Below are 25,449 nucleotides of genomic sequence, written 5' to 3'. Positions count from 1 at the left end.
ATTAGAAGATGTTTATTTATTTCATCCAATACAATGGATGCCTATGAGAAAATCTTAATATCAAAAAAAATAAACAATAATGACAAAAGTTAAGATTTGTGGATTTACTGACCCTGTCAATGCGAGAGAGGCTTCAATTGCTGGCGTAGATGCAATTGGCCTTGTGTTCTATGACAAGTCACCAAGAAATGTTGATGTTAATAGAGCAAAAGCGATCATTGATGCTTTGCCACCCTTTGTGAATAGGGTTGGATTATTTGTGAATGCAAATCCTAGCTTTGTTGATGAGGTTCTTTGCGAAGTACCCCTAGACACGCTCCAATTCCATGGCGATGAAAGTCTTCTTGACTGCTCTCAGTATCAAATGCCATTTATTAAATCATTGCGAGTGAAACCTGAGACTGATGTTAACCAAGTTGCTGAACACTTTTCAAGCGCAAGTGCAATTCTTCTTGATTCATACAACCCTTCTGTTTATGGTGGGACGGGTGAGGCGTTTGATTGGTCATTAGCTTGCGTTGATATATCTCTACCCATCATACTTGCGGGAGGGTTAAATCAAGACAATGTGTCATCTGCAATTAGTCAAGTTAGTCCATATGCTGTAGATGCTTCCAGTGGTGTTGAAAGTGCTCCAGGTGTTAAGGATATTGATAAAATAGTATCTTTTATCAGAAATACTAATTCATGAGTTATAACCTTCCAGATGAGCACGGTCATTTTGATCAATATGGTGGCATTTTTGTTGCAGAAACTCTTATGTCGGCAGTAACTGAGTTAAATGAAGCCTATGAAAAATACAAAGATGATCCAGATTTTCTAAAGGAGTTTGAGTATGATCTTAAGCATTATGTAGGCAGAGAGACGCCACTTTACTATGCTGAAAACCTAACAAAGAAGATTGGTGGAGCAAAAATATATTTAAAACGTGAAGACCTGAATCATACTGGCGCGCACAAAGTCAATAACACAATTGGCCAAGCTTTGCTCGCTAAGAGAATGGGTAAAACTCGTATCATCGCAGAAACAGGCGCTGGCCAACATGGTGTTGCGTCGGCCACTATTGCTGCCAGATTAGGGCTTGAGTGCGTGGTCTATATGGGAGAGGTTGACGTAGTCAGACAGGTACAGAATGTTTATCGAATGAAGCTTCTCGGCGCAACTGTAGTCCCAGTATCATCTGGCTCAAAAACACTTAAAGATGCTTTAAATGAGGCAATGCGAGACTGGGTGACTAACATCGATGACACCTATTATATTATTGGCACTGTAGCAGGCCCTCATCCCTATCCAATGCTCGTAAGGGACTTCCAAAGCGTCATCGGTAAAGAGGCCAAAGAGCAATTTGATAAACAAGTCGGAGGTCTTCCTGATGCCATAATTGCTTGTGTTGGAGGAGGCTCAAATGCAATTGGGCTTTTCCACCCTTTCATTGAGGATACTTCGGTCAGAATTATTGGTGTTGAAGCTGGAGGACGAGGTATCGATCTCGGGCCTGATGCACATGCTGCGCCGCTAACAGCTGGAAGTGTTGGTGTTCTGCATGGAAATAGAACTTACCTCATGGAAAATGAAAGTGGCCAAATAATTGAGGGCCATTCTATTTCAGCAGGTCTTGACTACCCTGGAGTTGGACCTGAGCATGCTTATCTAAAAGATATTGGCAGAGCGGAGTATGTTGCTATTACTGATAAGGAGGCTCTTGAGGCATTTCATCTTTTAACTGAGGTAGAGGGAATTATTCCAGCACTAGAGCCATCGCATGCTATTGCTTATGCAGTGAAATTAGCAAAAGAATGGTCTAGTGATAAATCAATTATCATTAATCTCTCTGGCAGAGGCGACAAGGATATGCAAACGATTGCTGAGGTTGAAGGGATTGAATTTTAGCCAACTTTATTTTTATACCTGACTCCTAATAATTCTCTTATACTGTCTAGTTAGAGACATTAGCCTGGAGAGTTATGGAAGAAAGTCAACCAATTAGCAGAGAGCGTTCCTTAGTATTTTCAATCTACTTAGTTGCTGTATTTCTTAATGCATTTGTGGATTTAGGTCACAAAATCATTATTCAAAATACTATCTTTATGATTTATGGTGAGCAGCAGCAAATAATTTTGACAGCTGTTGTAAATGCCATGATTCTGGTGCCCTTTATCCTACTTTTCACGATGTCTGGATACCTTTCTGACAGATTTGCAAAGACTAGCGTGATGCGTTTTAGTGCCTTTTCGGCAGTGCTAATTACCTTGGCAATTACCTTCTGTTACTATAACGGTTTATATAAAACTGCGTTTGGATTCACGCTTCTGCTTGCAACCCAAAGTGCAATTTACTCACCTGCCAAAATGGGGTACATTAAAGAGTGCCTTAGCAAGGCTGGCTTAAGTAAAGGGAATGCGTATCACTCATCAGTAGTATTAATCGCAATTCTATTGGGTACAGTTTTCTTCTCTTTTTTATTTGAAGCCTATCTTGGAACAATGCAAGTTGTCACCCCCGAGGCGATTTTAATGAAAATAGCTCCTGTAGGCTGGGTTTTAGTTGGATTATCAACGATTGAATTCTTGGCAACTCTTGGAACTCGCTTCTATCCTGCCAAGTTGAGTGAAGTAAAACTTTCAATTGGAAAGTTAATCTCCTTTCATTATTTATCCACAAACTTTAGGGCCATGAGGGCGAATGCAATTGTCTGGTACTCTATTTTGGGCACAGCAATTTTTTGGGGTATGTCGCAAAACTTAGTGGCCGTGATACCTGCTCATGCGAAAGTTAATTTTGGAGTAGAGAGTCCACTCGTTGTCAATGCAATGCTTGCATCATCAGTTATCGGAATTATGATTGGAGCATTTTTGTCTGGCAGAAAAAGTTTCAATAATATTCGCATTAATAATATTTATAGTGGGTCAATTATGATTACAGTATGCGCGATACTGGTGCCAGTAATCTCTAGCCTAAGTTTTATTCCAGACTCTACAGCACTCATTTTGGTTACCACTGTTATTTTGTTATTTGGGGTTGGCGCAGGCATGATGATTGTCCCACTTAATGCCTTAATGCAAGCCAACTCACCAGAAGATGGGCTGGGAAGTATGCTTGCAGGAAAGAACTGGCTTCAAAATATTGCAATGATAAGTCTTTTAATCTTTACAGTTTTTCTAGCAAACCTAAGTTTTGGAAGTGAGTTTATACTTTACTTCAATGCATTCATTGCGGTTGTTGGATTCAGTATTGTATTGAGAAAACTTAAAGCCATTCTTTAATATATGCGCCAACTTGCAGGTCTCCTTTTATTCGGATGGCGTTATCGACTAAAAGTTCATGGAATTGAAAATATTCCAAAGAGCGGCCCTGTTTTACTTCTAGGAAATCATATTAGCTATATAGACTTTGCCTTTATTCAGTGGGCAACTCCAAGAACAATAAGATTTGTTGTCCACGATGATTATTACAGAAAGCCTATTTTCAATACGATTTTAAGAGCTGTTGGTGCAGTCTCTATAAGGCCTGAGAATAGTAGAAATGCGATGCAAAATATTGTTAACCTATTAGAAGATGATTGTGTTGTTGGCTTGTTTCCAGAAGGCCATGTCTCAACTTCAGGAGAGTTGAGTGATTTAAAAAGAGGCTTTGAAAAAGTTTTATCCCAGTCCAAGGAGGGAGTCAAAGTTGTTCCTTTCGCGATTAACAATATGTGGGGTAGTTTTTTCTCCAAAGCACCAAGATTAGTCAAAAGAAGCATGAAGTTTAGTTTCCGTCGAGATGTCAATGTCAGGATTGGAAAGGCGTTAGATTCTAGTGCAACAAAAGAAGAAGTAAAAAGAGGTATTGGTAGCCTGCTTCTAAAGTGATATCATTAAAATAAGAAAGTTAATTAAGGAGTTTTATGAAAAAAATTATTGTCGTTGGTGCAACAGGAAGACTTGGAAGTGTTGTAGTTGGTGGACTTAAAGACTATGAGGTTATTCGAGCTGGCCGCTCTGGACCTGATTTAAAAATTGATGCCTTAGACTTTGAGAGCGTATCAGCTGCATTTGCAACAATTGGTCCTTTTGATGCTTTAATTTCATGTGCTGGTGTTCGAGCTCCTTTCAAACCATTTGAGGAGTTGACAATGGAGGACTTTGCTGTAGGAATATCTAATAAGTGCTTAAGCCAACTAAATTTAGCAAAAGCAGCAATTCCCTATCTCACTGAAAATGGTTCGATCACTTTGACAAGTGGAATCATTGGAGACGAGCCAATTTTGTCAGGTTCAGCCGCAGCCGCAGCAAACGGCGCATTAAACATGTGCGTTTCAACATTGGCTGCAGAGTACGCTGGTAGGCTCAGAATAAATATAGTTTCACCCTCTATTATTGAGAACTCTGTTGAGCATTATGGAATGGTCTTCGATGGATTCGAGCCCACTTCAGAAAAACGAATTGTTGAGGCCTACAGAAGAACGATTTCTGCACCAATAAGCGGAAGAGTGCTTTGTCAAACCAGGTCTCTCTAAGCTTCGTCTTGACCTCTTTGGCCTACAAAATAACCCAGACCAAAATCATCAGTTCGGAAGGTGATAACGCTCCCTTTAGGAAAATAAATTAAATCCCCTTTGCTTGCTGTAATCTTTTCACCTGAGCCATCACTGATATGAAACTCTCCGTCAATGATTAACTTCATTTCTTCATAGGTATAGTCGTAAGTAATTGACTCACCCTTCTCTAGCCGAAACAGGCCAGCAGTAATCGGCGCAGCTTCATCATTTGAGGTGGCAAAATCTTTTAAGTAAGCATTGTCACCCTCAAAAAGAGGGAGTGTCTCAGATGTAATATTGCCTTTCAGCTCCATTTTTTTCATTTATTGACCCCTTATTTTTTATATTGACATTTGATTATATTGTTTATTTTTTAAACTTATATAAAAAAAATCAATAAAAACTATTAAATTTATTAACTTGAGATAATTTTTTATTTGAATTAACATTGACTTAGATCAAATCTAACATTTTTCGAATTAGTTTTTTTTGGAGTGCTTATGTCAAATCGTCGAAGAGGAGAAGGAGGTCGTTCGGCAAAAATTGCAGAACGAAAAAAATCAGAGCAGATTGACCCACCAAGATATTTGACTCGAAATATCAAGTGCTATGATATGCTTAGTGAAGAAGAGCTTTCAAAAATCGATGATCACGTTGATTGGATCCTGAAAGAGGTTGGTCTCGAATTTTGGGATGACGAAGAGTCTTTAAACTTATTTAAGGATGCTGGAGCAACTGTTAAAGGAACTCTTGTAAAGTTTGATAAGGGCCTTGTTCAAAATCTCTGTAAGACTGCTCCAAGTGAGTTCGAAATGCTTGGAAGGAATCCTAAAAGATCAACCATATTTGGAGGCAATAAGTTAGTGCTAGGTCCAGCATATGGATCTCCTTTTGTATATGATCTTAAGGGCGGAAGGCGGCAAGGCAACATGCAAGATTTTAATAATTTGATAAAGCTCTCCCATATGACTCCATGGCTTCATCATACAAGTGGCACCAACTGTGAGCCGGTTGATATTCCTGTCAATAAACGCCATTTAGATATGGTTTATTCCCATATTAAGTATTCTGATAAGCCTTTTATGGGCTCAGTAACGGCACTTGATAGAGTTGAAGATTCAATCAATATGGCGCGCATTGTATTTGGCGAAGATGTATTGGATAAGAACTGTGTTATTCAGGGTAATATCAATGTTAATTCCCCGTTGGTCTATGACAAAACTATGACTGATGCCCTCAAAGGTTATGCAAGAGCGAATCAGGGCGTCGTTATAACGCCATTTATTTTGGGCGGCGCAATGTCCCCGGTCACGATGCCAGCAGCTATTGCGCAAGCTCATGCAGAAACATTAGTCGGGGTCGCACTCACACAACTTATAAGGCCTGGCTCAAGTGCGGTATATGGAAACTTCTTGACAACAATGGATTTGAAGTCAGGAGCACCTACTTTTGGAACTGCCGAGTCAAGCCTAGCAACTTATGCCGTTGGACAGATGGCCAGAAGAGTTAAGTTGCCTTTTAGGGCGGGCGGCCACTATACTGCTTCAAAGGTTGCCGATGCTCAGGCCATGCAAGAGTCTGTAGACTCCATGTATCCAGCAATTCTAGCTGGTGCCAACTTTATGCATCAGGCTGCGGGTTGGCTTGAAGGAGGGTTGGTTGTTGGTTACGAAAAGTTTATACTTGACTGTGATCGACTTGGAATGCTGCATCGCATGTTTGAGGGATTGACTATTGATGAGAATTCCCTAGCCAGCAGTGCATTTATGGAAAATTCTCCAGGCGAGAATTTCTTGGGAACTCAGCACACAGCTGAAAACTTTGAGACTGCGAACTATCGAGCAGAGCTTCCTGATAACAATTCTTATGAGCAGTGGGTGGAAGATGGCTCCAAAGATTCTGAGCAAAGAGCTTATGAGCGTTGGAATCAGATGTTAGAAGAGTATATGGAGCCACCTCTAGATGAGTCTATAGACGAAGCCTTAATAGACTATATGGCGAAGAAAAAAGAAAGTATGGCAGATGAGTGGTATTAGACTTTATCCCCGACTGCCCGGCTTATTCCTTCTGGTTTAGGTAAATTTTTATGCGCGTTATAAATGCGCTCCATTCTATCCATTACTAGATCGCTAGGCATACTAGCACCGCGCGTTTTTAGGTCAACATGAATCAACATATGTTCCGCTGTTGCAAGGAGCCTTCCATCATTATGATGGAGCCAATGAAAGAGGTGAAGTTTTTTGTTCTGACCATAAATCACTTGCGTTTTGGAGTAGATTCGTTCGCCTATTAATACTTCATCTAAGTGCCTGATGTGTGTTTCAACTGTAAAGTAGGAGCCAACTTTAGCAATATATTCTTCATCAGCGCCAATAATCGACATTAACTCCGTTGTTGCCTCTGAAAAGCAATCAAGGTATCTCGCTTCAGTCATGTGGCCATTATAATCGGCCCACTCTTTGGGTATGTGAGTCGAATAAGTATCAATAGGTTGAGATAGATCAAGCTCTGAAAACTCTAGTTTATTCGCTGCGTTTGATAGAGCCTCATCGTATTCTTTTAATAGATTTCCAGCACCCCATCGATTCTCTTTTAGAGCTTTCAAAAAATCAACCAAGTTGTCATCACGCTTCTGCATTAGTTCATCAATGCTGTATTGCCCAGATTGAGCATCAGATTGGCTGGAGACCTTGTCAACGAGTTCATCAGTGAACTCTGGGACATCCATTAGATGGGTCCAGGGCCATTCAAGACAAGGACCAAATTGAGAAATGAAGTGTCGCATTCCAGCCTCACCACCAGCCAGTCTGTAAGTTTCAAAAAGACCCATTTGAGCCCATCTTAAGCCAAAACCATAGCGAATTGCATCATCAATTTCTTCTGTTGTAGCAACATTATCATTAACCAGCCATAAAGCTTCTCTCCAAACTGATTCAAGAAGTCTGTCAGCAATAAAGGCAGGTATCTCTTTTTTAATTTGAAGAGGAAACATGCCAATATGAGTAAAAATAGTTGAAGCTTTGTCAATCACTTCGTGAGCTGTTTGCTTTCCACCCACTAGCTCTACTAGTGGCAATAGATAGACTGGATTAAATGGATGTGCAACTATCAGCCTCTCTGGATGTTTCATTTCTGACTGCAGATCTGAGGGCAGTATTCCTGAAGTGGATGAAGTTATAATTAAATCTTTAGAGCCATTAGACTCAATTTCATCATAAACAGATTGTTTTGCAGAAAGTCTTTCCGGAACTGCTTCAATTATTAATTCTGAAGACTTAGAAACATCAGTAATAGTTTTTGCAAATGTAAGATTTCCTTTCTCAGGGAGCTTTGACTTGAGTAAGTTTTTGTATGCTCTTTCAGCATTTTGAATAACTTTGTCAACGTTTTTAGGGGCTTCTTTTGAAGGGTCAAAGACACAAACATTAACACCATTTAGAAGAAGACGAGCTATCCATCCGCTTCCAATAACGCCCGCTCCAATAACACCTGCAGACTTTATCTGAGCCATACTTAACCCCAGCGCTTTTCTAATTTTAAGTTTTTACGAACTTGCTCAGGACCGAGTATAGTGCACCCCATTCCTTCAGCAGTTTGAACTGCCTTTTTAACAAGATCACCGTTCGTAGCGAGAACTCCTTTCTTTAGATATATATTATCTTCCAAGCCAACACGTATATTGCCACCTGCAAGAACTGCCATTGCGACAAAAGGTAACTGGTTTCTACTAATTGAAAAGGCTGAAAAAGTCCAATCTTTGGGGATACTTGAAGTCATCGCTAAGAAGGTATGCATATCATCTGGAGCGCCCCAGGGGATTCCCATGCAGAGCTGAATCATGACTGGATCATCAATTAGTCCTTGGTTCTTAAGCCATATTGCCAGTTGTAAGTGACCCGTATCAAAACACTCAATCTCTGGTCTGACACCAAGTGCTTGAACCTGACGAGCCATTTCTTGAAGAACAGACGAAGTGTTGGTCATTACATAATCACCATGACCAAAATTCATAGTGCCACAATCAATGGTGCATATTTCTGGAAGAAGATTCCGAACATGTTCCAGTCTTTCTGTAGCTCCAACCATGTCTGTGCCAGCTTCATTGAGCGGAAAAGGCTTTTCAGCTGATCCAAACACAATATCACCACCCATTCCAGCAGTAAAGTTGATGACCATGTCAACGTTTGATTTCTTGATTATTTCGATCACCTGACTATAGAGATCAGGATCACGAGCTGGGACACCTGTTTTAGGGTCTCGAACATGAATGTGAACAATTGCTGCACCAGCTTCAGATGCTTCGATGCAAGAATCTGCTATTTGCTGCGGCGTAATAGGAACCTTATCAGATCTTCCAGTTGTGTCACCTGAGCCGGTAACAGCACAAGTAATAAAGACTTCTCTCGATGGTTGCAGGTTTGTCATATTCTTCTCCCCTTAAATAGAAATTTGAATTTTATTTCAAAATTCAAATCAAAAATCAGTTAAATTAGTAAATTTTTTTGCATAGGATTGCAACATTACCTTTAAAAGAAAAAACCTTGTGCTATAATATTTTGCAATCGTATGCATTTTGCTTACATTCCTTAATTTATAAGAATTAGTTTACACAAGAATATTATGGCAGAAATTGAATTAAAAAATCTTACAAAACGATGGGGTAATTTTGTCGGTGTAGATAACTTTAACCTTACTATACCTGACGAAGAGTTTTTAGTTTTGTTAGGGCCTTCAGGTTGTGGCAAGACAACGACAATGAGAATGATTGCTGGCCTTGAGAATGTTACAAGTGGTGAGGTTTTAATTGATGGAAAAGTGGTTAACTCTCTTGAACCAAAAGACCGAGATGTTGCCATGGTATTTCAATCTTATGCGTTATACCCCAACATGACAGTTTATGAAAATATTCGTTTTCCTTTAAAGGTTAGAAAAATTGATAAATCTCTCCATGATGAGAAAGTGATGAGGGCCTCTGAAATGGTTGAACTGAATGATTTTCTTCACAGAAAACCAGCAGAACTCTCTGGAGGGCAAAGGCAAAGAGTTGCACTAGCAAGAGCAATTGTAAGAGAGCCAACAGTTTTTTTGATGGATGAGCCATTATCAAATCTCGATGCTAAATTACGTGTTTCTACTCGTGCACAAATAAAAAATTTACAGCACAGTTTAAAAGTTACCACTATTTATGTGACACATGATCAGGTAGAGGCAATGACTTTGGCAGACAGAGTTGTTGTAATGAATGCTGGAATCGTTCAGCAAGTTGGAACACCTCAAGAAATATACAACAAACCCGCCAATAGTTTCGTTGCAAGCTTTATTGGGTCGCCAGCTATGAATCTATTGAAAGGCTCAATTAAGGATGGTGTTTTCACGTGTGAAGGCGTAAAGATTGATGGTTTGAGTAAAAAACACAAGGGCAATGTGACTCTTGGTTTTAGAGCAGAGGATGCAGTTATTGTTAAGTCAAAAGGTGCTATTTCTGCTCCAGCATTTTCAATGGAGCTTCTTGGAGATATGACAATGGTATCCATCAAATCTGGAGGAGAATTGATTTCAATTAAGTCTGACAAAAACTATCACGTTGATATAGGTTCAAAGGTTATGGCTAATATTTCTGCAAATTTATGCTTATTGTTTGATAGTGAAACTGGACAAATGCTAGACAGCTAGTTAGAGAGATATTATGAGTTATGATGAAAAATCCCAAAAAACCCTTGCAGTAATCAAGGCAATGGAAGAGGCTTTAGGGGCTAATTCAAATAGTATGGATAAGCATTTTCATAAAGATTTTCGATGGATGGGCAATCAAGGATGTGGAACAAAAAATAATCTTGAAGAGTTTCGAAACAACTGGCAGCTCCCTTTAAGAGCAGCTTTTACAGATAGAATCTATAAAACAGACAAGTTTCTTGTGGATGGTGAATGGGCTTCTTGTTTTGGGCACATCGATGCTGTTCATAGTGGAGAATTCATGGGCATTAAACCTACAAATAAGCGCGTGAAAATTCATTACACAGATTTTTGGGAAGTTAGAGATGGCCTCATTGTTGATAATTGGGTCAATGTAGATTTCCCAAGTATTCTTGCCCAACTTGGAGTTGATGTTTTTAATGGCCAGGGTTGGGAGGCTTTTGATCGGGGTGAGGCCGAACCACCCAAACCTAATTAATTGGAATTACTATGGCAATATATTATTTAAAAAAAGGAAAAACTGCTGAAGATAAAGCAATCGACGATGCTCAGGTAAGTGAGGTAGTCAAAAATACTTTAAAAGTCATTGAAGAAAAAGGTGATGCTGCTGTTAGAGAGTTCTCAGAAAAGTTTGATAATTATTCACCAAAATCATACAAACTAAGCTCAGCTGAGATTGATAATCTTATTTCAAATGTGTCTGATAGAGACATGAAAGACATTAAGTTTGCTCAAGAACAAGTGAGGAACTTTGCACAAGCTCAAAGAGACTCGATGCAAGATATTGAAGTTGAAACAATGCCAGGAGTTATTCTTGGACACAAAAATATTCCTGTTCAGTCAGTAGGCTGTTATGTGCCAGCAGGGAAGTTCCCAATGGTTGCCTCTGCACACATGTCAGTAGTTACAGCTAGTGTTGCAAAGGTTCCTAGAATTGTAGCTTGCACTCCGCCCTATCAAGGTCAGCCTAATGCAGCGGTCATTGCTGCAATGCATCTTGGTGGAGCTCATGAGATTTATGTCATTGGTGGCATTCAAGCTGTTGGTGCTATGGCCTTAGGCACTGAAACGATTGCCCCAGTCGATATGCTGGTCGGTCCAGGTAATGCATATGTGGCTGAAGCTAAAAGACAACTCTTCGGACGAGTTGGAATTGATCTTTTTGCTGGTCCAACAGAGACTATGGTGATTGCAGATGAGACAGTAGATGCTGAATTGTGCGCAACTGATCTTCTTGGTCAGGCTGAGCATGGCTATAACTCGCCAGCGGTCCTTGTAACCAATAGTCAAAATCTTGCAGATGAGACTCTTAATGAAATTGATAGAATACTCACCATTCTTCCTACAGCCGATACTGCTGGCGTTAGTTGGGAGGAGTATGGTGAGGTTGTTGTTTGTGACACCTACGATGAAATGCTTGAGGTTGCCAATGAGATTGCCTCTGAGCATGTTCAAGTAATGACTGATCGAGATGACTGGTTCCTGGAAAATATGCACTCTTATGGTGCATTATTTTTAGGACCAAGAACTAACGTATCAAATGGTGATAAGGTGATTGGAACTAACCATACGCTTCCTACAAAAAAAGCGGGGCGCTACACTGGCGGTCTATGGGTTGGTAAGTATCTTAAAACACATAGCTACCAAAAAATTACAACGGATGAAGCAGCTGTCAAGATTGGCAGATACTGCTCAAGACTCTGTATGCTTGAGTCTTTTGTGGGTCATGCAGAGCAGGCCAACATAAGAGTTAGGCGTTATGGTGGTGAAGATGTGCCCTATGGTAAAGCTGCTCAATAAGTCTAGTTTGCACTCAACCAATAAAGCCCTTGTAGTTAGCAAGGAGCGCAATAAATGATTGATTTACCTAAGACGCCTTCATTAAGACTGGATGGCCTTAGGGCGTTAGTAACTGGCGCTTCATCAGGAATTGGCTTAGGATGTGCAGTTGCTCTGGCTGAGGCCGGAGCTGATGTTGTCTTAGCCTCAAGAAATATTAAAGCTTTAAGTGAAGCAGCTGAGGCAATTATCATGAAAGGATTCAGTGCAGAGACTTTACAGATTGATATCTCAGATTTAGTCTCAATTGATACTGTTTTAAAAGAACAAAAGCCTTTTGATGTTTTGGTTAATAGTGCTGGCTTGGGTCGACATACTCCCTCGTTAGAAACATCCGCCGAAGATTTTGAGGCGGTAATGGATGTAAATCTTAAGGGAGCATACTTCCTTACACAGTCTATTGCAAAAGCTTTAATTAAAGCAAAAAAGCCTGGATCGTTGATTAATATATCTTCTCAAATGGGCCATGTTGGCGGGGTTGATCGAGCAGTATACGCGGCCTCAAAACATGCTGTCGAGGGGTTTACAAAGGCAATGGCTATTGAGTGGGGGAGGCATCAAATTAGAGTGAATACCATTTGTCCAACATTTATTCGAACGCCCTTAACACAGTCTACATTTGACAATCCGGATCGCAAAAAATGGATAGAAGACAAGATTAAACTAGGTCGAGTTGGAGAGGTTGAGGATGTGATGGGAGCAGTGGTCTTTCTTGCGTCAGATGCATCTAGCATGATCACTGGCTCTGCTTTGATGATAGACGGAGGATGGACTGCAGACTAATGGAAAATAAAAAAGTTACATCATTGGAGGTCGCTAAATTAGCCGGTGTTAGCCAGTCTGCTGTTTCTCGCGTGTTTACCCTGGAGCGTCATCTTCTAAAAAAACAGACGAATTAGTTCGTAAGGCGGCAGCAAAGCTTGGCTATAGGCCAAATGTTCTTGCTCGTTCATTGATAACAGGAAAGTCAAGAATTATTGGGCTTGTTGTGGCCTATCTTGATAATTATTTTTATCCAGAGGCATTAGAGCTTCTATCCAGTGCTCTTCAAAAGAAAGGATATCACGTTCTTATATTTATGGCTGGAAATACTGAGGATGATATTGAGGATGCAGTTGATGAAATATTAGACTATCAAGTTGATGGAATTATTGCTGCATCTGTTTCTATGTCCTCTGACTTGGCAAAAAGATGTGGATCAGCTGGAGTCCCTGTTGTCCTATTTAATAGATCTCAAGATGATGAAAGGTTCTCTGCAGTCACATCTGATAATGAGCTTGGTGGTCAGAAAGTTGCACGATTTCTTATGGCTGGGGGCCATAAGAAAATTGGATATATTGCGGGTTGGGAAGGAGCTTCTACGCAACGAGATCGAGAAAAAGGATTCGTAAATGAGCTAGCCAGAAATGGACAAGAGCTCTATGCTCGCGAAGTTGGCAACTTTAATACAGATGAAGCTAGACAAGCTGCAAGAAAAATGTTTACCAAAAAAGATTATCCAGATGCAGTTTTCATTGCTAATGATGCAATGGCCATTGCAGTGATAGATGTAATTAGGTTTGAGCTTGGACTAAAAGTCCCCGAGCAGGTCTCTGTTGTTGGATATGATGATGTCCCCATTTCATCATGGCCAGCCTACGACCTAACAACTGTTCGTCAACCTGCAAATCGAATGGTAGCAGAAACCGTTTCAATATTAATTGAAAGTATTGAGAACAAGACTACAACCGCAAGAAGAATTGAAATTGATGGCCCACTCATGGTCAGAGGGTCTGCAAGAATGTCTGAAAAATAGGAGATAATTAATGGAAGGGTTCGATTCAAAGTATGCAAATTTTCCAGATTGGATTAATGGCATAACTCATGAAATTTGGGAAGAGAGAGGTATTGATAAACTTCTGTATCTATATTCAGATGATATTATTTTAAGAGCGCCACCCTCTCTGGTGATTGGCAATAACACAGTTATCGATGCCACCAAGGCAACATTATTTGAGTTTCCTGATCGTAAGCTTTTAGGAGAAGATGTAATTTGGTCAGGCAGTCCAGAGAAAGGGATGTTGTCTTCTCATCGAATTATTTCAACAGCCTCCCATCTCGGAGATGGCTCATTTGGAAATGCAACTGGTAAAAAAGTTGTATTCAGGACCATTGCAGATTGTCATGCAATCAACAACCAGGTAAATGATGAGTGGCTAATAAGAGACCAAGGAGCTATTGTTAGACAGCTAGGCATGACTCCGCAGGATTTTGCTAGAAATCAGATAGATCAGGAGGGGGGTGTTCAGCAATGCCAGCATCCATTCAATGATTCGATGGATTTGGCTGGACCATACACTGGAAAAGGTAACCAAAATGAATGGGGAGAGAGATTCGTTGACATATTGGAGCGTATTATGAATTCAGATTCCTCAGTCTTTAGGTCTCAATATGACCGGGGCTGTCATCTTGAATATCCAGGAGGCGTCAGTGGTCATTCATATAATCATGCAGAAGAGTTTTGGATGGGTCTTCGCTCCTCAATGCCAAGTGCAAAATTTACAGTAGAGCATCAAATCGGACGCGAAGATGAACAGCTTTCTCCAAGAGCCGCGGTTCGATGGAATCTCAAAGGTAAGCATGATGGATGGGGGGTTTTTGGTGAACCTACAGGGGCTGATTTATATGTTATGGGAGTTACCCATGCAGAGTTTGGACCGTGGGGATTAAGAAGGGAATACACTCTGTTCGATGAAACAGCTTTATGGAAGCAAATAATAATCAAAACAGGCTAATTTATGACCTCGAAAGAGATGGAAAAATTTATTGTGAGATATGCTGATTTAAAGCCATGTAAGACGGCATTTATTGATGCCCATACGCCTGGCTCAAATCAAAAAGAAAATTTTACAATTATTGGTTCTGGGGTTTCTGAAAGCCCTGATCAACATGTTCATATTAAGGAGACTCCTGGCTTTAATATTGGTGCAGCTGGTCAGCCACCAGGCTGTACTAATTCATTACACTCTCACACTACAGCAGAAGTTTTTTATGTCCTTAAAGGAAGGTGGCGTTTCTTTTGGGGCCGTGATGGAAAAGATGGTGAAGTGATTGCGAATGAAGGAGACTTGGTTAATATACCTACTGGTGTTTTTAGAGCATTTAAAAATATTGGTAATTCCTATGGAATGTTAATGGCAGTTCTCGGAGGTGATGATGCGGGAGGCGGAGTGACATGGGCTCCAGAAGTCATCAATAATGCCAAAGAATATGGTTTGATATTGGGTGAAAATGGGTTGCTTTATGACACTAAAAAAGGAGAGTCGCTACCAAGCCATGTTAATCCAATGCCTCTTTTAAGTGAAGACGAGCTAAAAGATTTTCCTATCGTTACAACCGAAGAATTTCAAGAAAATTTTTTTGTTAGTGCAGCAGATCTCTTTGAAAGCTCAAAAAAAGGCTCAGTCAATGTCATAGGTAAAAACGGAATATTAAAAGATAGACCCGGTTTTGAAGTTGACTTTATTACAAATAATTCGTTTATTGATGAGTTTGATTTTCCAGACCAGTATCAAGTTAATATGATTTCAAAGGGTAGCTGGTCTTTAGAGTATGAAGGTGGTAGTTCAGAATTGTCAGAGGGGGACACATGCCTCATAACGCCAAACCTAACTTATAGAATGGTTCCATTAAACTCAAATGATGCCAGTCTTTTTCGGGTGACTAAGACTAATGATATAGCAGGGCCAACATGGAGAATGTAGTATTTATTTTAAGGAGATTGATTTGAATAAAATTTTAACCAGTCATGTCGGCTCACTGCCAAGAAGTCAGGGGGTGGTCGACTTTATTTTCGCTAGAGAAAATAATAAAAAATATGATCAAAATAGCTTTGATGAATGTATGCAAAGAAACGTTTTGAGTACAGTTGAAAAACAAAAAAACTCTGGAATTGACATTGTTAGTGATGGCGAAACCTCCAAAATTTCATATGCTACTTATGTCAAAGATAGATATACCGGTTTTTCGGGAGATAGCCCAAGAAATGCACCAGAAGATTTAAAGCTTTTTCCAGGATTTCTTCAAAGACTTGCAGATGAGGGAGGTACGCCACAATATGCTAGGCCAATGTGCACTGGAGAAGTAAAATCCAAGGGTCAGGGAGAGCTTCAAAAAGATATCGCCAATTTAAAAAATGCAATGAAAGCTCATGGAGTTGAGAGGGGTTTTATGAATGCAGCCTCACCGGGTGTCATTTCTTTATTTCTGCAGAATGATTTTTATGCAACTAGAGATGCCTACCTTGCAGCACTTGCAGATGCTATGAGAGAAGAATATGAAACGATTGTCGCTTCAGGATTAGACTTGCAACTTGATTGTCCGGACCTGGCTCTTTCGAGACATATGCTATTTAGTGATCTATCGGATTCGGAGTTCATAAAGATCGCAGAGTCGCATATGGAGGCTTTAAATCATGCTCTAAAAAATGTCCCATCTGAAAAAGTAAGAATTCATATTTGCTGGGGAAACTATGAGGGCCCACATGTCTGTGATATTGACATGAATAAGGTGTTTGGAACTTTAATGAAAGCGGATGCTCAATACACATTATTCGAGACCTCAAATCCAAGACATGCTCATGAATGGACAGTCTTTCGTGATCGAAAGAAAGAGATACCAGATGACAAAATACTGGTTCCTGGAGTTGTTGATACGACAACTAACTTTATTGAACACCCAGAGCTAGTCGCTGAGAGGATCAATAAATTTGTCAACATTGTCGGCAAGGAAAGAGTTATAGCGGGCTCTGACTGTGGCTTTGGAACCTTTGCAGGATTTGGAGCTGTAGATCCTGATATTGCATTTGCTAAGCTGAAGTCACTATCTGAGGGCGCTTTAATTGCAAGTAATTAGTTGTGAAAAGTCTAGTTATGGTTCCGGGAATGATGTGTGATGAAAGAATCTTTTCCCCACAAATAGAAGCACTGAGTCAGAACCTTGAAGTAACTATTGCAGATATTTCGAATTTTTCATCAGTCAGGGAGTTGGCCTCAGATGTGTTAAAAAAGGCTCCAAAAAATTTTTCACTCTTAGGGCATTCAATGGGCGGCATTGTTGCTATGGAAATATATTCTCAAGCACCTAATCGGATTGAGAAACTCATACTTATGGATACAAATCCTAAGGCTGAACTAGACGAAGTTAAATTAAAGCGAGAACCCCAGATAAGAGAGGTTAATCAGGGCAAGCTTCTCGAAGTGATGCGAGATGAAATGAAACCAAATTATCTTGCCGAAAGTGAAAACAAAAGGAGCGTTCTAAATGTTTGTATGGATATGGCGTTGACCCTAGGGCCAGATGTTTTTATTAATCAATCAAGAGCCCTTCAATCAAGGTTAGATCAACAGGATACTATTCAATCAATTAAAATCCCTGTATTGATTCTGTGTGGCTCGGAGGATAAATTATGTCCTGTGGAAAGGCATGAGATGATGCATAATATGATTACTGATTCAGATTTAAAAATAATAAATAATGCGGGCCATATGCCTACATTGGAGCAACCCAGAGAAACAACGGAGGTAATAAAAGAATGGCTGATGAGATAGATTCAGATTTACTAAAACTGCTTCAGTCGGTCGATACACCAACTGTCTGTAATGCGATTGAGGTTGCTCAAGGCAAACGGGGCTTTTCCCAATTTACTAGAGGAACGATGCTTTGTTCTGATGCAGACGGTGGAGCTATGGTTGGTTTTGCTAAAACTGCAAAGATTGCAGCAATAGAACCACCGAAAGAAAACCCAGAAATTATTAAAGAGCGAAGAATGAATTACTATCGCTATATGTCTGAAATAAATGGACCAACAGTTGTAGTTATTGAGGATCTTGATTTTCCAGACTGTATCGGAGCTTATTGGGGAGAAATTAATACTAAAGTACACAAGGGGTTTGGACTTTCAGGAGCTCTAACCAATGGAGTAATGAGAGATTTAGGTGATCTTGCAGAAGGCTTTCCGGTAGTCGCTGGTTCAATAGGCCCTAGCCATGGTTTTGTGCATGTCCGCGAGATAGATACCCCTGTAAATGTCTTTGGAATGACGGTGAATCCAGGCAACTTAATCCATGCAGATCGTCATGGAGCAGTTCTAGTTCCGAATGAAGTAATACCTATTTTGAAAGATTCAATTCATAAGCTGTTTGCTTCTGAAAGGCTCATATTAGACCCTGCAGAAAAAACAGAATTTAGTTTTGATGATTTTAAAAGAGCATGGGAAGATTTTGAAAAATCCCGTACCTAGTTTTATTCTATAGATCATTGAGTTACCATAAAGTTTATTTATTTTAATAGGAAAAATTATGTCGATATATGACCGTTCATTCTATTTGAAATATGCAGCGGCATTGAGCCATCCGGGAGACTTCTCTTCCAACATTGCGATTTTTTTTGGTGAGGATGCTGACATTAATGTTGTCCATCCGTTTAATCAGCTCAAAGGTGCAGAAATATACCTTAATGAATTTCTCCTGCCGCTCCAACATTCATTCGAAGGACTCTATAGGCGTGATGATATCTTCATGGCAGGAGAATTTGAGGGACAAAATTGGATCAGCTCAACCGGGTATTATGTTGGTCAATTCGAAAATGATTGGATCGGCATTAAATCGACAAAAAGTCTGAGTTATCTGCGCTATGGTGAATTCCACCGTATCGAGAATGAACAAGCTGTAGAAAGCTATATTTATCTAGATATTCCAGAACTGATGATTGCCTGCAATCAATGGCCTTTGGATATGGGTCCAGGGTATTCCCGAGGATACACCGGTCTGATTCAGGGCCCCGCGTCACGAGATGGCGTCCTAATAAATTCTCTAGACCCTGCTGAGGGGCAGCAAAGCTATCAAATTGTTACCGATATGCTCAATAAATTAGCGACTAAGAATGAGGCCTGGCGTCCTTATTGGCATAAGAATATGATGTGGTATGGACCAGGTGCATTCGGTTCTTTTATTGGCGTTGAGGAGTTTGCTTCATTTCAAGTGCCGTTTGAATCCCAGTTTGAAGGGTGGTCAGGTGGAACAAAAAATAATGGCTTTACAAAACACTTCACAAGATTTGGCGAGGGCAATTACACCTGCTCAGGAGGCTGGCCATCATTGACCGGTGTTAACGTTAAACCATTCCTAGGTCAAGGCCCAACCAACGAGCGAGTTTTTATGCGTGTTTGTGATTGGTGGCGTCGTGAAAATGAGCTCTTAGTTGAAAATTGGGTATTTGTCGATGTTCCACATGTATTGTTGCAGCTCGGCTATGACCCGTTGCCAAAATGGCAAAAGTAGTGGAATTCTGAAAAATAGTGTTCAATAATGAGGCTAATTAGTATTAAAAAAATTCTAAAGGAATATTCTGAATACGAATGCAAAATTATTTATATATTAATATAGACTGTGTTATAATTCATTGCAATCGTATGCAAAATGAAGATTTAAGGTCATTCGATGTGATACTAAGAGTATTTAATTGAGTATAAATAGGAGAGTAAATATGTTTTTAAGAAAAATTGCTACAGTTGTAGCGTTAACAACATTAGCTTCTAGTGCCTGGGCAGGATGTGGAGCATCCGATGGCCGTGTAAGCATTGTTGGAAATGAGTTCCCAGCGATCCAAACTGTTGGTGCAGGCGCTATGGAATGTGCTGGTGGAGGTGTTACAGTTGAGAAAAACTTAACTGCTGATCACCAAAAAATTAATGTGCCAGGTATGCAAGGTAATCCAGCTGAATTTACAACAGCGATTGTTGCAAACTCATCGATTGTTGCACTAATGAATAATGATGTGATTAGACCGCTTGATGATCTAGTTGCTAAGCATGGTCAAGGCCTAAAGAAGAGCCAGCTAATCACTGTTGATGGAAAGATTATGGGTATTGCCTTCATGGCAAACGCTCAGCATTTAGTTTTCAGAGCAGATGTCTTAGATCAGTTAGGTATTGCGCCGCCAACAACTTATGAAGAGATGTTAGTTGCTGCTGCGAATATACGTGCAAGTGGAATGATGGAGCATCCAGTCGGAGGTGCTTATGCTGCTGGTTGGAACTTAGCTGAAGAATTTGTCAATATGTACATTGGTCAGGGCGGTGAGTTCTTTAAGCCTGGTTCTGCTGAGATTGCAGTTAACAATCAACATGGTGAAGATGCACTTCACATGATGAGAGCGTTATCAGATTACATGAACCCAGACTTCTTGACTCACGACTCAAATGCAACGAGTGCTGAATGGAAAGCAGGTAATGTTGCGCTTATGAATATGTGGGGCTCTCGCGTTGGACCACTTAAGAGTGATGAAGTAGATCCAACAGTTGCAAATAATACTGATATTGCAGGTCCAATGACAGTAGGCGGTGGCTCAACTCCTGCTTCAACACTATGGTGGGATGGATTCACTGTTTCTAAGAACATTTCGGATGCAGATGCAGAAGCTACCTTTATGGCTATGATGCATGCAATTCGTCCTGAAATGCTAAACGATGAAACTTCTCCGTTAGCGGTTTGGCTAATTGATGGTTATCAGCCAACAGATGCTGCCAAGGGTGTATTTGCTGCAGCTGCAATGGGAACAACTCCATATCCAATGTTGCCATATGCTGGTCTAATGCATTCAGCAGCAGGTAAGGAGCTTGTTGATTTCATGCAAGGAAAAGAAACAGCTAGTCAAGCACTGGCTGACTTAGAAGCAGCTTACACAACTGCTGCTAAAGAAAAAGGTTATCTCTAAACTTTAATGTTTTGATCTCCTAAGTAGGGGCATGTTTATAGCGTGCCCCTTCTTTTTATGAAATATAGAGTGTTAAACCATAATTAACTTGTATGAAGCATAAGACTTTTTTTTGGTTCTTTTTACCTACAGCGCTTGCGATGATTTTATTCATAGCGTTGCCCCTAACTTCTGTTGTGAGCCAGTCATTTCATGCCCCCCATGACGAGGTATTGCTTGTTTCTGAAATCTGCGATCCATTCGGCTGTGAGACAGAATCGACTATTGACCATCAGGCAACCGAACAACTGAAGAAAGATCAGCCCTTAGGAAAGTGGGTTGGATTTGAAATCTATACTGATCGAAACCATCTAGCCTTTAAAGAGGTTGCCGAGTTTTGGGAAAATAGGACAAGCTTCACTGGTTTTATTTCCAGTCTTAATAATCTTCAATTTTATAGGGCAATGGGATTCACTTTGACTTATGTCATTGTGGTAACCCCTTTGGTTATATTGTTTGGATTAATAATTGCACTGGCAGTGAACTCGCTGCATCGACACCTTAAAGGGCTTATGGTGTTCTTTTCATTGCTTCCAATGATTGTAACCCCCCTTGTTGGTTCTTTAATTTTATTTTGGATGATTGATGCGAGAGGAATAGTTGGCTCAGGACTCCAAGAGATATTTTCAGATCCAAATCTATCATTAAAGGCATCAACTGGGCTAACTTGGGTAACGCTGATTGTTTATGGCGTGTGGCATTCCGCACCTTTCGCGTTTATTGTTTTTTATGCTGGTCTTCAAACGGTTCCTAAAGAAACTTTGGAGTCGGCAATGATTGATGGCGCTACTCGTTTTCAACAAGTTATTCATGTTGTAGTTCCTCATCTGTCGCCACTAGTTGCTTTCGTGGCATTAATTCAACTGATGGATAACTTTCGAGTATTTGAGCCAATAGTTGGTTTTAGTGCATCAGCACATGCAACCTCACTCTCATGGATTATATGGAATGATATTGGTCAAGAAATCAGACTTTTTTCGTCTGCAGCAACGACATCAGTTCTGACAATCATCGGAGTTGTTATTCTTCTAATGCCAGTTTTGATAAGAACGTGGCGTGAATTTAATCCGGACAAATGATATGACTTCTAATCAAATTAAGAGACCATTGGGACTTCAGTTATTGATTTATGGCTTTGTGTTGCTTTGGTTAATTCTGGCCGCCTTTCCATTCTTTTGGACAATGTGGGGATCCTTTAAGGTAGAGTTAGATTTTTTCTCAAAGGGAGACTGGAAACATGCCATATCAGGGATTAGAACGCAGGCGGTATATGGAGAATCTTTTACAGGCGCAGGCTATGAGGGTGCATGGATTCAGGAAGAGTTTTGGCGCGCTTTTCTTAATACAGCAATAGTCTGTTTTTTTACTGTACTTACCTCACTAACTATTGCTACTTTGGGAGGGTACGCGCTTTCTAGGTCAGGCTTCCGTTATTCATTTTGGCTTCTAATAATAGCTCTTGTTTTTCGTGCTTTACCGCCAATAACTTTGGTTTCAGGATATCTTCCTCCATTTTATGCGTGGAATGTTTGGGGTTTATTGCCCACTACCATCATTGTGTTAGTGGCAATAAATCAGCCATTTACTCTGTGGATGCTTCACTCATTTTTTCAAACGATTCCGAAAGAGCTTGATGAAAGTGCTAAAGTAGATGGTTGCACACAGTTTCAAGCATTCAAAAATGTGATTATTCCTGTCATGTGGCCTGGAGTAATTACGGCGGGCCTTTTCTCATTTCTTTTAGCTTATAATGATTTTGCTGTCACAGCTGTTCTTTTAAACCAAGACAATCAAACAATGGTTCCAAAAATTGCTAGTTTTATGGGTACAACTCAAACAGAGGGTAATGTGATGTTTGCTGTAGCAGCAGTTGTTTCATCTATAATCCCATTATTTCTTCTAGTATTATTTTTTCAGAGGCAACTAGTAAGCGGACTTACGGCGGGAGCTGTCAAGGGATAAACCATGGAAACATTCGATTATATTGTTATAGGCGCAGGTTCTGCTGGTTGCGTATTGGCTAATCGTCTCAGTGAAAATCCTAATAATACAGTTTGTCTTATTGAGGGCGGCGGAAGTGATAAAAGTCCTTGGGTCAAAATTCCTGCCGGCCTCTCTGTTGCTTATGATCATAAAAAACTTGATTATGCCTACAAGGGCGTTCCTCAAAAGCACTTAAATGACCGAGTCATCACGGTTAACCGAGGCAGATGTCTTGGGGGTTCAAGCTCTATTAATGGCATGATTTATATCCGAGGCAATAAGAATGATTATGATAATTGGGAAAAACTTGGATGCAAAGGTTGGTCTTATAATGATGTTTTACCAATCTTTAAATCTCTTGAAAAAGATCAAACAGGAGGAGATTCAAAGTACCATTCCAAAGATGGAGAGTGGCCAGTTGTTATGCCACAAGATATTAATAAGACTGCTAAACGCTTTGTAAAGTCTGCGGCTCATGTAGGCCTCTCTCATAACACTGATTTCAATGATGCCTCTCAATTAGGCCTCGGTATTTATAAGGTAAATCAAGATAAGGGGACTCGGGTAAATTCTTACAGAGCCTTTATTGAGCCCATTATTTCGAGATCTAACCTAACGACAATGACTCATGCAAGGGTAGAATCAATTGAAATTGATGGCGATACTGCCAAATCCATTAAACTTCAAGTTAACGGTGTTGATAAAGAATTGTATTGTAATAAAGAAGTAGTGCTATCTGCTGGCGCTATCGAGTCACCAAGGATACTTTTGTCTTCTGGAATAGGCAATAAGAAGGAGCTTGAAAAGGAAGGAATTACATGCCACCATAATGTTCCTGGAGTTGGAGAAAACCTTCAGGACCATTTGGATACCATGGTAACGGTTCGCTCAAACAAGGCAGAATCTATTGGAGTTTCGTGGAGATCATTTTTACCTCAAGTAATGACCTCGCCTTTAAGCTTTCTTTTGAGAAGAATGGGTTGGTGGACGAGTAATTTTGTTGAGGCTGGCGGTTTTGCAGCTACAAAACTAGGAACACCTGAATATCCAGATGTCCAGTTTCACTTTACGCCTATATATCGTAGCCACCGAGGAAGAAAATTTGAGTTCGGTCATGGCTACTCATTGTTTACTTGTTTATTGAGGCCTCATAGCAAGGGTTCAGTTAAGTTAAAGAGTGATGGTAACAAATATCAAGTCCTGATTGATCACAACTTTTTATCTGACTCTAGAGATGAGGCAAATATTGTTGAGGCCATCAAAAAAGCGAGAGAAGTTTTGTCATCTAAAGAGTTTGATGAGGTGCGAGGAGAGGAGATGGCTCCAGGACAATCTGTTCAGTCAGATGAGGAGCTATTGGCTTATATTCGTCGGACATCCCTTACAGTTTATCATCCAGTTGGAACCTGTAAGATGGGCACCGATGATTTAGCAGTCGTCTCACCAATTGATTTAAAAGTAAAAGGTATGAGTAACCTTAGAGTGATCGATGCCTCGGTCATGCCAAGCATTGTGAGTGGTAATACCTCTGCCCCAACGATGATGATTGCTGAGCGAGGAGCTAGAATGATATTAAATGGGATGTGAATATGAATCAGAATTTTCAAAAAGAAAAAAACTTAGTTTTAGATTATTACAAAGCCTTGGATAAGGCTGAGGGTGATGAAATTTCAAAAGTCTTAAGCAGCCATATTGGTAAAGACTATCTTTGGAGAGGGTTTCACCCTTTTAATGAACAATCTGATGTAGAACAATTATCTAAAGTTTTCTGGCAGCCATTACGCCATGCCCTTAAAAATATGCAAAGAAGAATGGATATTTTTATAGCTGGTAGAAACCAGATAGATGGATTTGAATCCGTTTGGGTCGTTTCCATGGGTCACTTGATGGGCTTGTTTGATAATGAGTGGCTTGGCATTCAGCCATCAAGAAAAATGACTTTTCTGCGTTACTGTGAATTTAATAAAGTTCAAGATGGCAAGATTACTGAAACAGCCATGTTTTTTGATATCCCTCATGTGATGATTCAAGTTGGTTTAACTCCTTTCCCGCCTCAAACTGGAGCACATCTTGTTCAGCCAGGACCAATGACTCACGAAGGTTTACTTTTTGATCCGCAGGATGCCGCTGAGGGTGAAAAAACTCTTGCCTCAATAAATTTCATGGTTGAGGATATGAGAGATTGGAAGCATACTAATGAATTACCTCTAGTTGACGAGCTTAGAAGAAGCTGGAAAGAAGATATGATCTGGTGGGGGCCTGCTGGAATTGGAGCAACCTATACCATTGAAAGATATGCCGAGCAGCATTCAGGGCCATTTAGAGCTTCTTTTAAAGATCGGATATCTAATGGACATCTTTGCAAATTAGCTGAAGGCCATTTTGGTGGCTTTTTTGGATGGCCTAATCTTACACTCACTCCAACAGGTGGCTTTATGGGTATGCCTGCAACTGGAAAGCCAGGCGATATGAGAGTCATAGATATGTACAGGAGGGAAGGAGACATGCTTGCTGAAAATTGGATCTTTATTGATCTGTTGCATTTTTGGAAACAACAGGGCGTTGATATTTTAGAAAGGATGGCTCAAAATCCAAGAAATTAATTTTTTCTTGTGTTGAGA

At 40.1% G+C, this 25,449-nt stretch carries 24 protein-coding genes and 1 pseudogene; 22 read left to right on the top strand and 3 right to left on the bottom strand.

The window, feature by feature from the left end:
• Nucleotides 1-79: 79 nt before the first annotated feature.
• The 5 genes from ACMAZA_RS08810 (at nt 80) to ACMAZA_RS08790 (ending at nt 4,498) form a co-directional block, all read left to right on the top strand.
• Nucleotides 80-691, top strand: a complete 612-nt coding sequence (locus ACMAZA_RS08810) for a phosphoribosylanthranilate isomerase (protein ID WP_435188810.1) — start codon at nt 80-82, stop codon at nt 689-691.
• Entirely contained in the window at nt 688-1,890 is a 1,203-nt protein-coding gene (gene trpB / locus ACMAZA_RS08805) for a tryptophan synthase subunit beta (protein WP_435188808.1), read from the top strand. Before ACMAZA_RS08810 ends, trpB begins: the two co-directional genes overlap by 4 nt.
• Nucleotides 1,891-1,964: 74 nt before the next feature.
• Nucleotides 1,965-3,263: an MFS transporter gene (locus ACMAZA_RS08800; RefSeq protein WP_435188806.1), complete on the top strand. Its 1,299-nt coding sequence runs from the start codon at nt 1,965-1,967 to the stop codon at nt 3,261-3,263.
• 3 nt (nt 3,264-3,266) lie between these two features.
• The gene (locus ACMAZA_RS08795; RefSeq protein WP_435188805.1) at nt 3,267-3,851 is read left to right on the top strand and encodes a 1-acyl-sn-glycerol-3-phosphate acyltransferase; all 585 of its coding nucleotides are present in this window, start codon (nt 3,267-3,269) and stop codon (nt 3,849-3,851) included.
• 35 nt (nt 3,852-3,886) lie between these two features.
• The gene (locus tag ACMAZA_RS08790) at nt 3,887-4,498 is read left to right on the top strand and encodes a short chain dehydrogenase (protein WP_435188803.1); all 612 of its coding nucleotides are present in this window, start codon (nt 3,887-3,889) and stop codon (nt 4,496-4,498) included.
• Here ACMAZA_RS08790 and ACMAZA_RS08785 read toward each other — a convergent pair.
• The gene (locus tag ACMAZA_RS08785) at nt 4,495-4,842 is read right to left on the bottom strand and encodes a cupin domain-containing protein (RefSeq protein WP_435188801.1); all 348 of its coding nucleotides are present in this window, start codon (nt 4,840-4,842) and stop codon (nt 4,495-4,497) included. The genes ACMAZA_RS08790 and ACMAZA_RS08785 overlap by 4 nt on opposite strands.
• Before the next feature lie 177 nt (nt 4,843-5,019).
• On the opposite strand from ACMAZA_RS08785, the gene ACMAZA_RS08780 reads away from it, so the two are divergent.
• Complete coding sequence (locus tag ACMAZA_RS08780; RefSeq protein ID WP_435188800.1) at nt 5,020-6,555, top strand: trimethylamine methyltransferase family protein; 1,536 nt, start codon at nt 5,020-5,022, stop codon at nt 6,553-6,555.
• Here ACMAZA_RS08780 and ACMAZA_RS08775 read toward each other — a convergent pair.
• Nucleotides 6,552-8,030 carry a carnitine 3-dehydrogenase gene (locus tag ACMAZA_RS08775; protein ID WP_435188798.1) on the bottom strand — a complete coding sequence of 493 codons (1,479 nt, stop codon included), beginning with the start codon at nt 8,028-8,030 and terminating at the stop codon, nt 6,552-6,554. The two genes, ACMAZA_RS08780 and ACMAZA_RS08775, sit on opposite strands and share 4 nt — an antisense overlap.
• A 2-nt stretch (nt 8,031-8,032) precedes the next feature.
• Nucleotides 8,033-8,944 (bottom strand): 3-keto-5-aminohexanoate cleavage protein, encoded by a 912-nt coding sequence (locus tag ACMAZA_RS08770; protein WP_435188796.1) that lies wholly within the window; start codon nt 8,942-8,944, stop codon nt 8,033-8,035.
• 195 nt (nt 8,945-9,139) lie between these two features.
• Here ACMAZA_RS08770 and ACMAZA_RS08765 point away from each other — a divergent pair, with 195 nt between their 5' ends.
• The 16 genes and pseudogenes from ACMAZA_RS08765 to ACMAZA_RS08690 all read left to right on the top strand — a co-directional run bounded on the left by ACMAZA_RS08765 (nt 9,140) and on the right by ACMAZA_RS08690 (nt 25,431).
• A complete protein-coding gene (locus ACMAZA_RS08765; protein ID WP_435188794.1) occupies nt 9,140-10,192 on the top strand; it encodes an ABC transporter ATP-binding protein in 1,053 nt (350 codons plus the stop codon).
• Between the two features lie 13 nt (nt 10,193-10,205).
• A complete protein-coding gene (locus ACMAZA_RS08760) occupies nt 10,206-10,691 on the top strand; it encodes an ester cyclase (RefSeq protein WP_435188792.1) in 486 nt (161 codons plus the stop codon).
• Between the two features lie 11 nt (nt 10,692-10,702).
• Nucleotides 10,703-12,013: a histidinol dehydrogenase gene (gene hisD, locus ACMAZA_RS08755; protein WP_435188790.1), complete on the top strand. Its 1,311-nt coding sequence runs from the start codon at nt 10,703-10,705 to the stop codon at nt 12,011-12,013.
• Nucleotides 12,014-12,067: 54 nt separating this feature from the next.
• A complete protein-coding gene (locus ACMAZA_RS08750; protein ID WP_435188789.1) occupies nt 12,068-12,835 on the top strand; it encodes an SDR family NAD(P)-dependent oxidoreductase in 768 nt (255 codons plus the stop codon).
• Nucleotides 12,835-13,847 (top strand): annotated as a pseudogene (locus ACMAZA_RS08745) (LacI family DNA-binding transcriptional regulator). Before ACMAZA_RS08750 ends, ACMAZA_RS08745 begins: the two are co-directional and overlap by 1 nt.
• Nucleotides 13,848-13,857: 10 nt before the next feature.
• Nucleotides 13,858-14,826, top strand: a complete 969-nt coding sequence (locus ACMAZA_RS08740; protein WP_435188787.1) for a nuclear transport factor 2 family protein — start codon at nt 13,858-13,860, stop codon at nt 14,824-14,826.
• Between the two features lie 3 nt (nt 14,827-14,829).
• Nucleotides 14,830-15,795 (top strand): cupin domain-containing protein, encoded by a 966-nt coding sequence (locus ACMAZA_RS08735; protein WP_435188785.1) that lies wholly within the window; start codon nt 14,830-14,832, stop codon nt 15,793-15,795.
• A 22-nt stretch (nt 15,796-15,817) separates the two neighbouring features.
• On the top strand, nt 15,818-16,945 hold the full coding sequence (locus ACMAZA_RS08730) for a cobalamin-independent methionine synthase II family protein (RefSeq protein ID WP_435188783.1): 1,128 nt from the start codon (nt 15,818-15,820) through the stop codon (nt 16,943-16,945).
• A 2-nt stretch (nt 16,946-16,947) separates the two neighbouring features.
• Nucleotides 16,948-17,640, top strand: coding sequence for an alpha/beta fold hydrolase (locus tag ACMAZA_RS08725; protein WP_435188781.1), 693 nt, complete (start codon nt 16,948-16,950; stop codon nt 17,638-17,640).
• On the top strand, nt 17,625-18,332 hold the full coding sequence (locus ACMAZA_RS08720; RefSeq protein WP_435188779.1) for an RraA family protein: 708 nt from the start codon (nt 17,625-17,627) through the stop codon (nt 18,330-18,332). The genes ACMAZA_RS08725 and ACMAZA_RS08720 overlap by 16 nt, the downstream gene beginning before the upstream one ends.
• Nucleotides 18,333-18,390: 58 nt before the next feature.
• Entirely contained in the window at nt 18,391-19,371 is a 981-nt protein-coding gene (locus tag ACMAZA_RS08715; RefSeq protein ID WP_435188777.1) for a hypothetical protein, read from the top strand.
• A 205-nt stretch (nt 19,372-19,576) separates the two neighbouring features.
• Nucleotides 19,577-20,806, top strand: a complete 1,230-nt coding sequence (locus ACMAZA_RS08710; RefSeq protein WP_435188775.1) for an ABC transporter substrate-binding protein — start codon at nt 19,577-19,579, stop codon at nt 20,804-20,806.
• Nucleotides 20,807-20,898: 92 nt separating this feature from the next.
• A complete protein-coding gene (locus ACMAZA_RS08705; protein ID WP_435188773.1) occupies nt 20,899-21,924 on the top strand; it encodes a carbohydrate ABC transporter permease in 1,026 nt (341 codons plus the stop codon).
• A gap of 1 nt (nt 21,925) precedes the next feature.
• Nucleotides 21,926-22,807 carry a carbohydrate ABC transporter permease gene (locus tag ACMAZA_RS08700; RefSeq protein ID WP_435188771.1) on the top strand — a complete coding sequence of 294 codons (882 nt, stop codon included), beginning with the start codon at nt 21,926-21,928 and terminating at the stop codon, nt 22,805-22,807.
• 3 nt (nt 22,808-22,810) lie between these two features.
• Nucleotides 22,811-24,415: a GMC family oxidoreductase gene (locus ACMAZA_RS08695; protein WP_435188769.1), complete on the top strand. Its 1,605-nt coding sequence runs from the start codon at nt 22,811-22,813 to the stop codon at nt 24,413-24,415.
• Nucleotides 24,416-24,417: 2 nt separating this feature from the next.
• Nucleotides 24,418-25,431, top strand: a complete 1,014-nt coding sequence (locus ACMAZA_RS08690) for an ester cyclase (protein WP_435188767.1) — start codon at nt 24,418-24,420, stop codon at nt 25,429-25,431.
• Nucleotides 25,432-25,449: the final 18 nt, after the last annotated feature.

The sequence above is a fragment of the Pseudothioglobus sp. nBUS_23 genome (assembly GCF_051201565.1).
In the GTDB taxonomy this organism is placed as follows: domain Bacteria; phylum Pseudomonadota; class Gammaproteobacteria; order PS1; family Pseudothioglobaceae; genus Pseudothioglobus.
Note: the sequence above shows the minus strand (reverse complement) of the source record. Positions and strands in the feature narration are given on the sequence as shown.

Bases quoted from the DNA above. Each gene is read 5' to 3' on its own strand.
- ACMAZA_RS08780 (WP_435188800.1), top strand. From the start codon at position 5,020: ATGTCAAATCGTCGAAGAGGAGAAGGAGGTCGTTCGGCAAAAATTGCA.
- ACMAZA_RS08710 (WP_435188775.1), top strand. From the start codon at position 19,577: ATGTTTTTAAGAAAAATTGCTACAGTTGTAGCGTTAACAACATTAGCT.
- ACMAZA_RS08795 (WP_435188805.1), top strand. From the start codon at position 3,267: ATGCGCCAACTTGCAGGTCTCCTTTTATTCGGATGGCGTTATCGACTA.
- ACMAZA_RS08715 (WP_435188777.1), top strand. From the start codon at position 18,391: ATGTCGATATATGACCGTTCATTCTATTTGAAATATGCAGCGGCATTG.
- ACMAZA_RS08720 (WP_435188779.1), top strand. From the start codon at position 17,625: ATGGCTGATGAGATAGATTCAGATTTACTAAAACTGCTTCAGTCGGTC.
- ACMAZA_RS08740 (WP_435188787.1), top strand. From the start codon at position 13,858: ATGGAAGGGTTCGATTCAAAGTATGCAAATTTTCCAGATTGGATTAAT.
- ACMAZA_RS08770 (WP_435188796.1), bottom strand. From the start codon at position 8,944: ATGACAAACCTGCAACCATCGAGAGAAGTCTTTATTACTTGTGCTGTT.
- ACMAZA_RS08690 (WP_435188767.1), top strand. From the start codon at position 24,418: ATGAATCAGAATTTTCAAAAAGAAAAAAACTTAGTTTTAGATTATTAC.
- ACMAZA_RS08760 (WP_435188792.1), top strand. From the start codon at position 10,206: ATGAGTTATGATGAAAAATCCCAAAAAACCCTTGCAGTAATCAAGGCA.
- ACMAZA_RS08775 (WP_435188798.1), bottom strand. From the start codon at position 8,030: ATGGCTCAGATAAAGTCTGCAGGTGTTATTGGAGCGGGCGTTATTGGA.
- trpB (WP_435188808.1), top strand. From the start codon at position 688: ATGAGTTATAACCTTCCAGATGAGCACGGTCATTTTGATCAATATGGT.
- ACMAZA_RS08695 (WP_435188769.1), top strand. From the start codon at position 22,811: ATGGAAACATTCGATTATATTGTTATAGGCGCAGGTTCTGCTGGTTGC.
- ACMAZA_RS08765 (WP_435188794.1), top strand. From the start codon at position 9,140: ATGGCAGAAATTGAATTAAAAAATCTTACAAAACGATGGGGTAATTTT.
- ACMAZA_RS08750 (WP_435188789.1), top strand. From the start codon at position 12,068: ATGATTGATTTACCTAAGACGCCTTCATTAAGACTGGATGGCCTTAGG.
- ACMAZA_RS08800 (WP_435188806.1), top strand. From the start codon at position 1,965: ATGGAAGAAAGTCAACCAATTAGCAGAGAGCGTTCCTTAGTATTTTCA.
- hisD (WP_435188790.1), top strand. From the start codon at position 10,703: ATGGCAATATATTATTTAAAAAAAGGAAAAACTGCTGAAGATAAAGCA.
- ACMAZA_RS08810 (WP_435188810.1), top strand. From the start codon at position 80: ATGACAAAAGTTAAGATTTGTGGATTTACTGACCCTGTCAATGCGAGA.
- ACMAZA_RS08705 (WP_435188773.1), top strand. From the start codon at position 20,899: ATGAAGCATAAGACTTTTTTTTGGTTCTTTTTACCTACAGCGCTTGCG.
- ACMAZA_RS08790 (WP_435188803.1), top strand. From the start codon at position 3,887: ATGAAAAAAATTATTGTCGTTGGTGCAACAGGAAGACTTGGAAGTGTT.
- ACMAZA_RS08735 (WP_435188785.1), top strand. From the start codon at position 14,830: ATGACCTCGAAAGAGATGGAAAAATTTATTGTGAGATATGCTGATTTA.
- ACMAZA_RS08700 (WP_435188771.1), top strand. From the start codon at position 21,926: ATGACTTCTAATCAAATTAAGAGACCATTGGGACTTCAGTTATTGATT.
- ACMAZA_RS08785 (WP_435188801.1), bottom strand. From the start codon at position 4,842: ATGAAAAAAATGGAGCTGAAAGGCAATATTACATCTGAGACACTCCCT.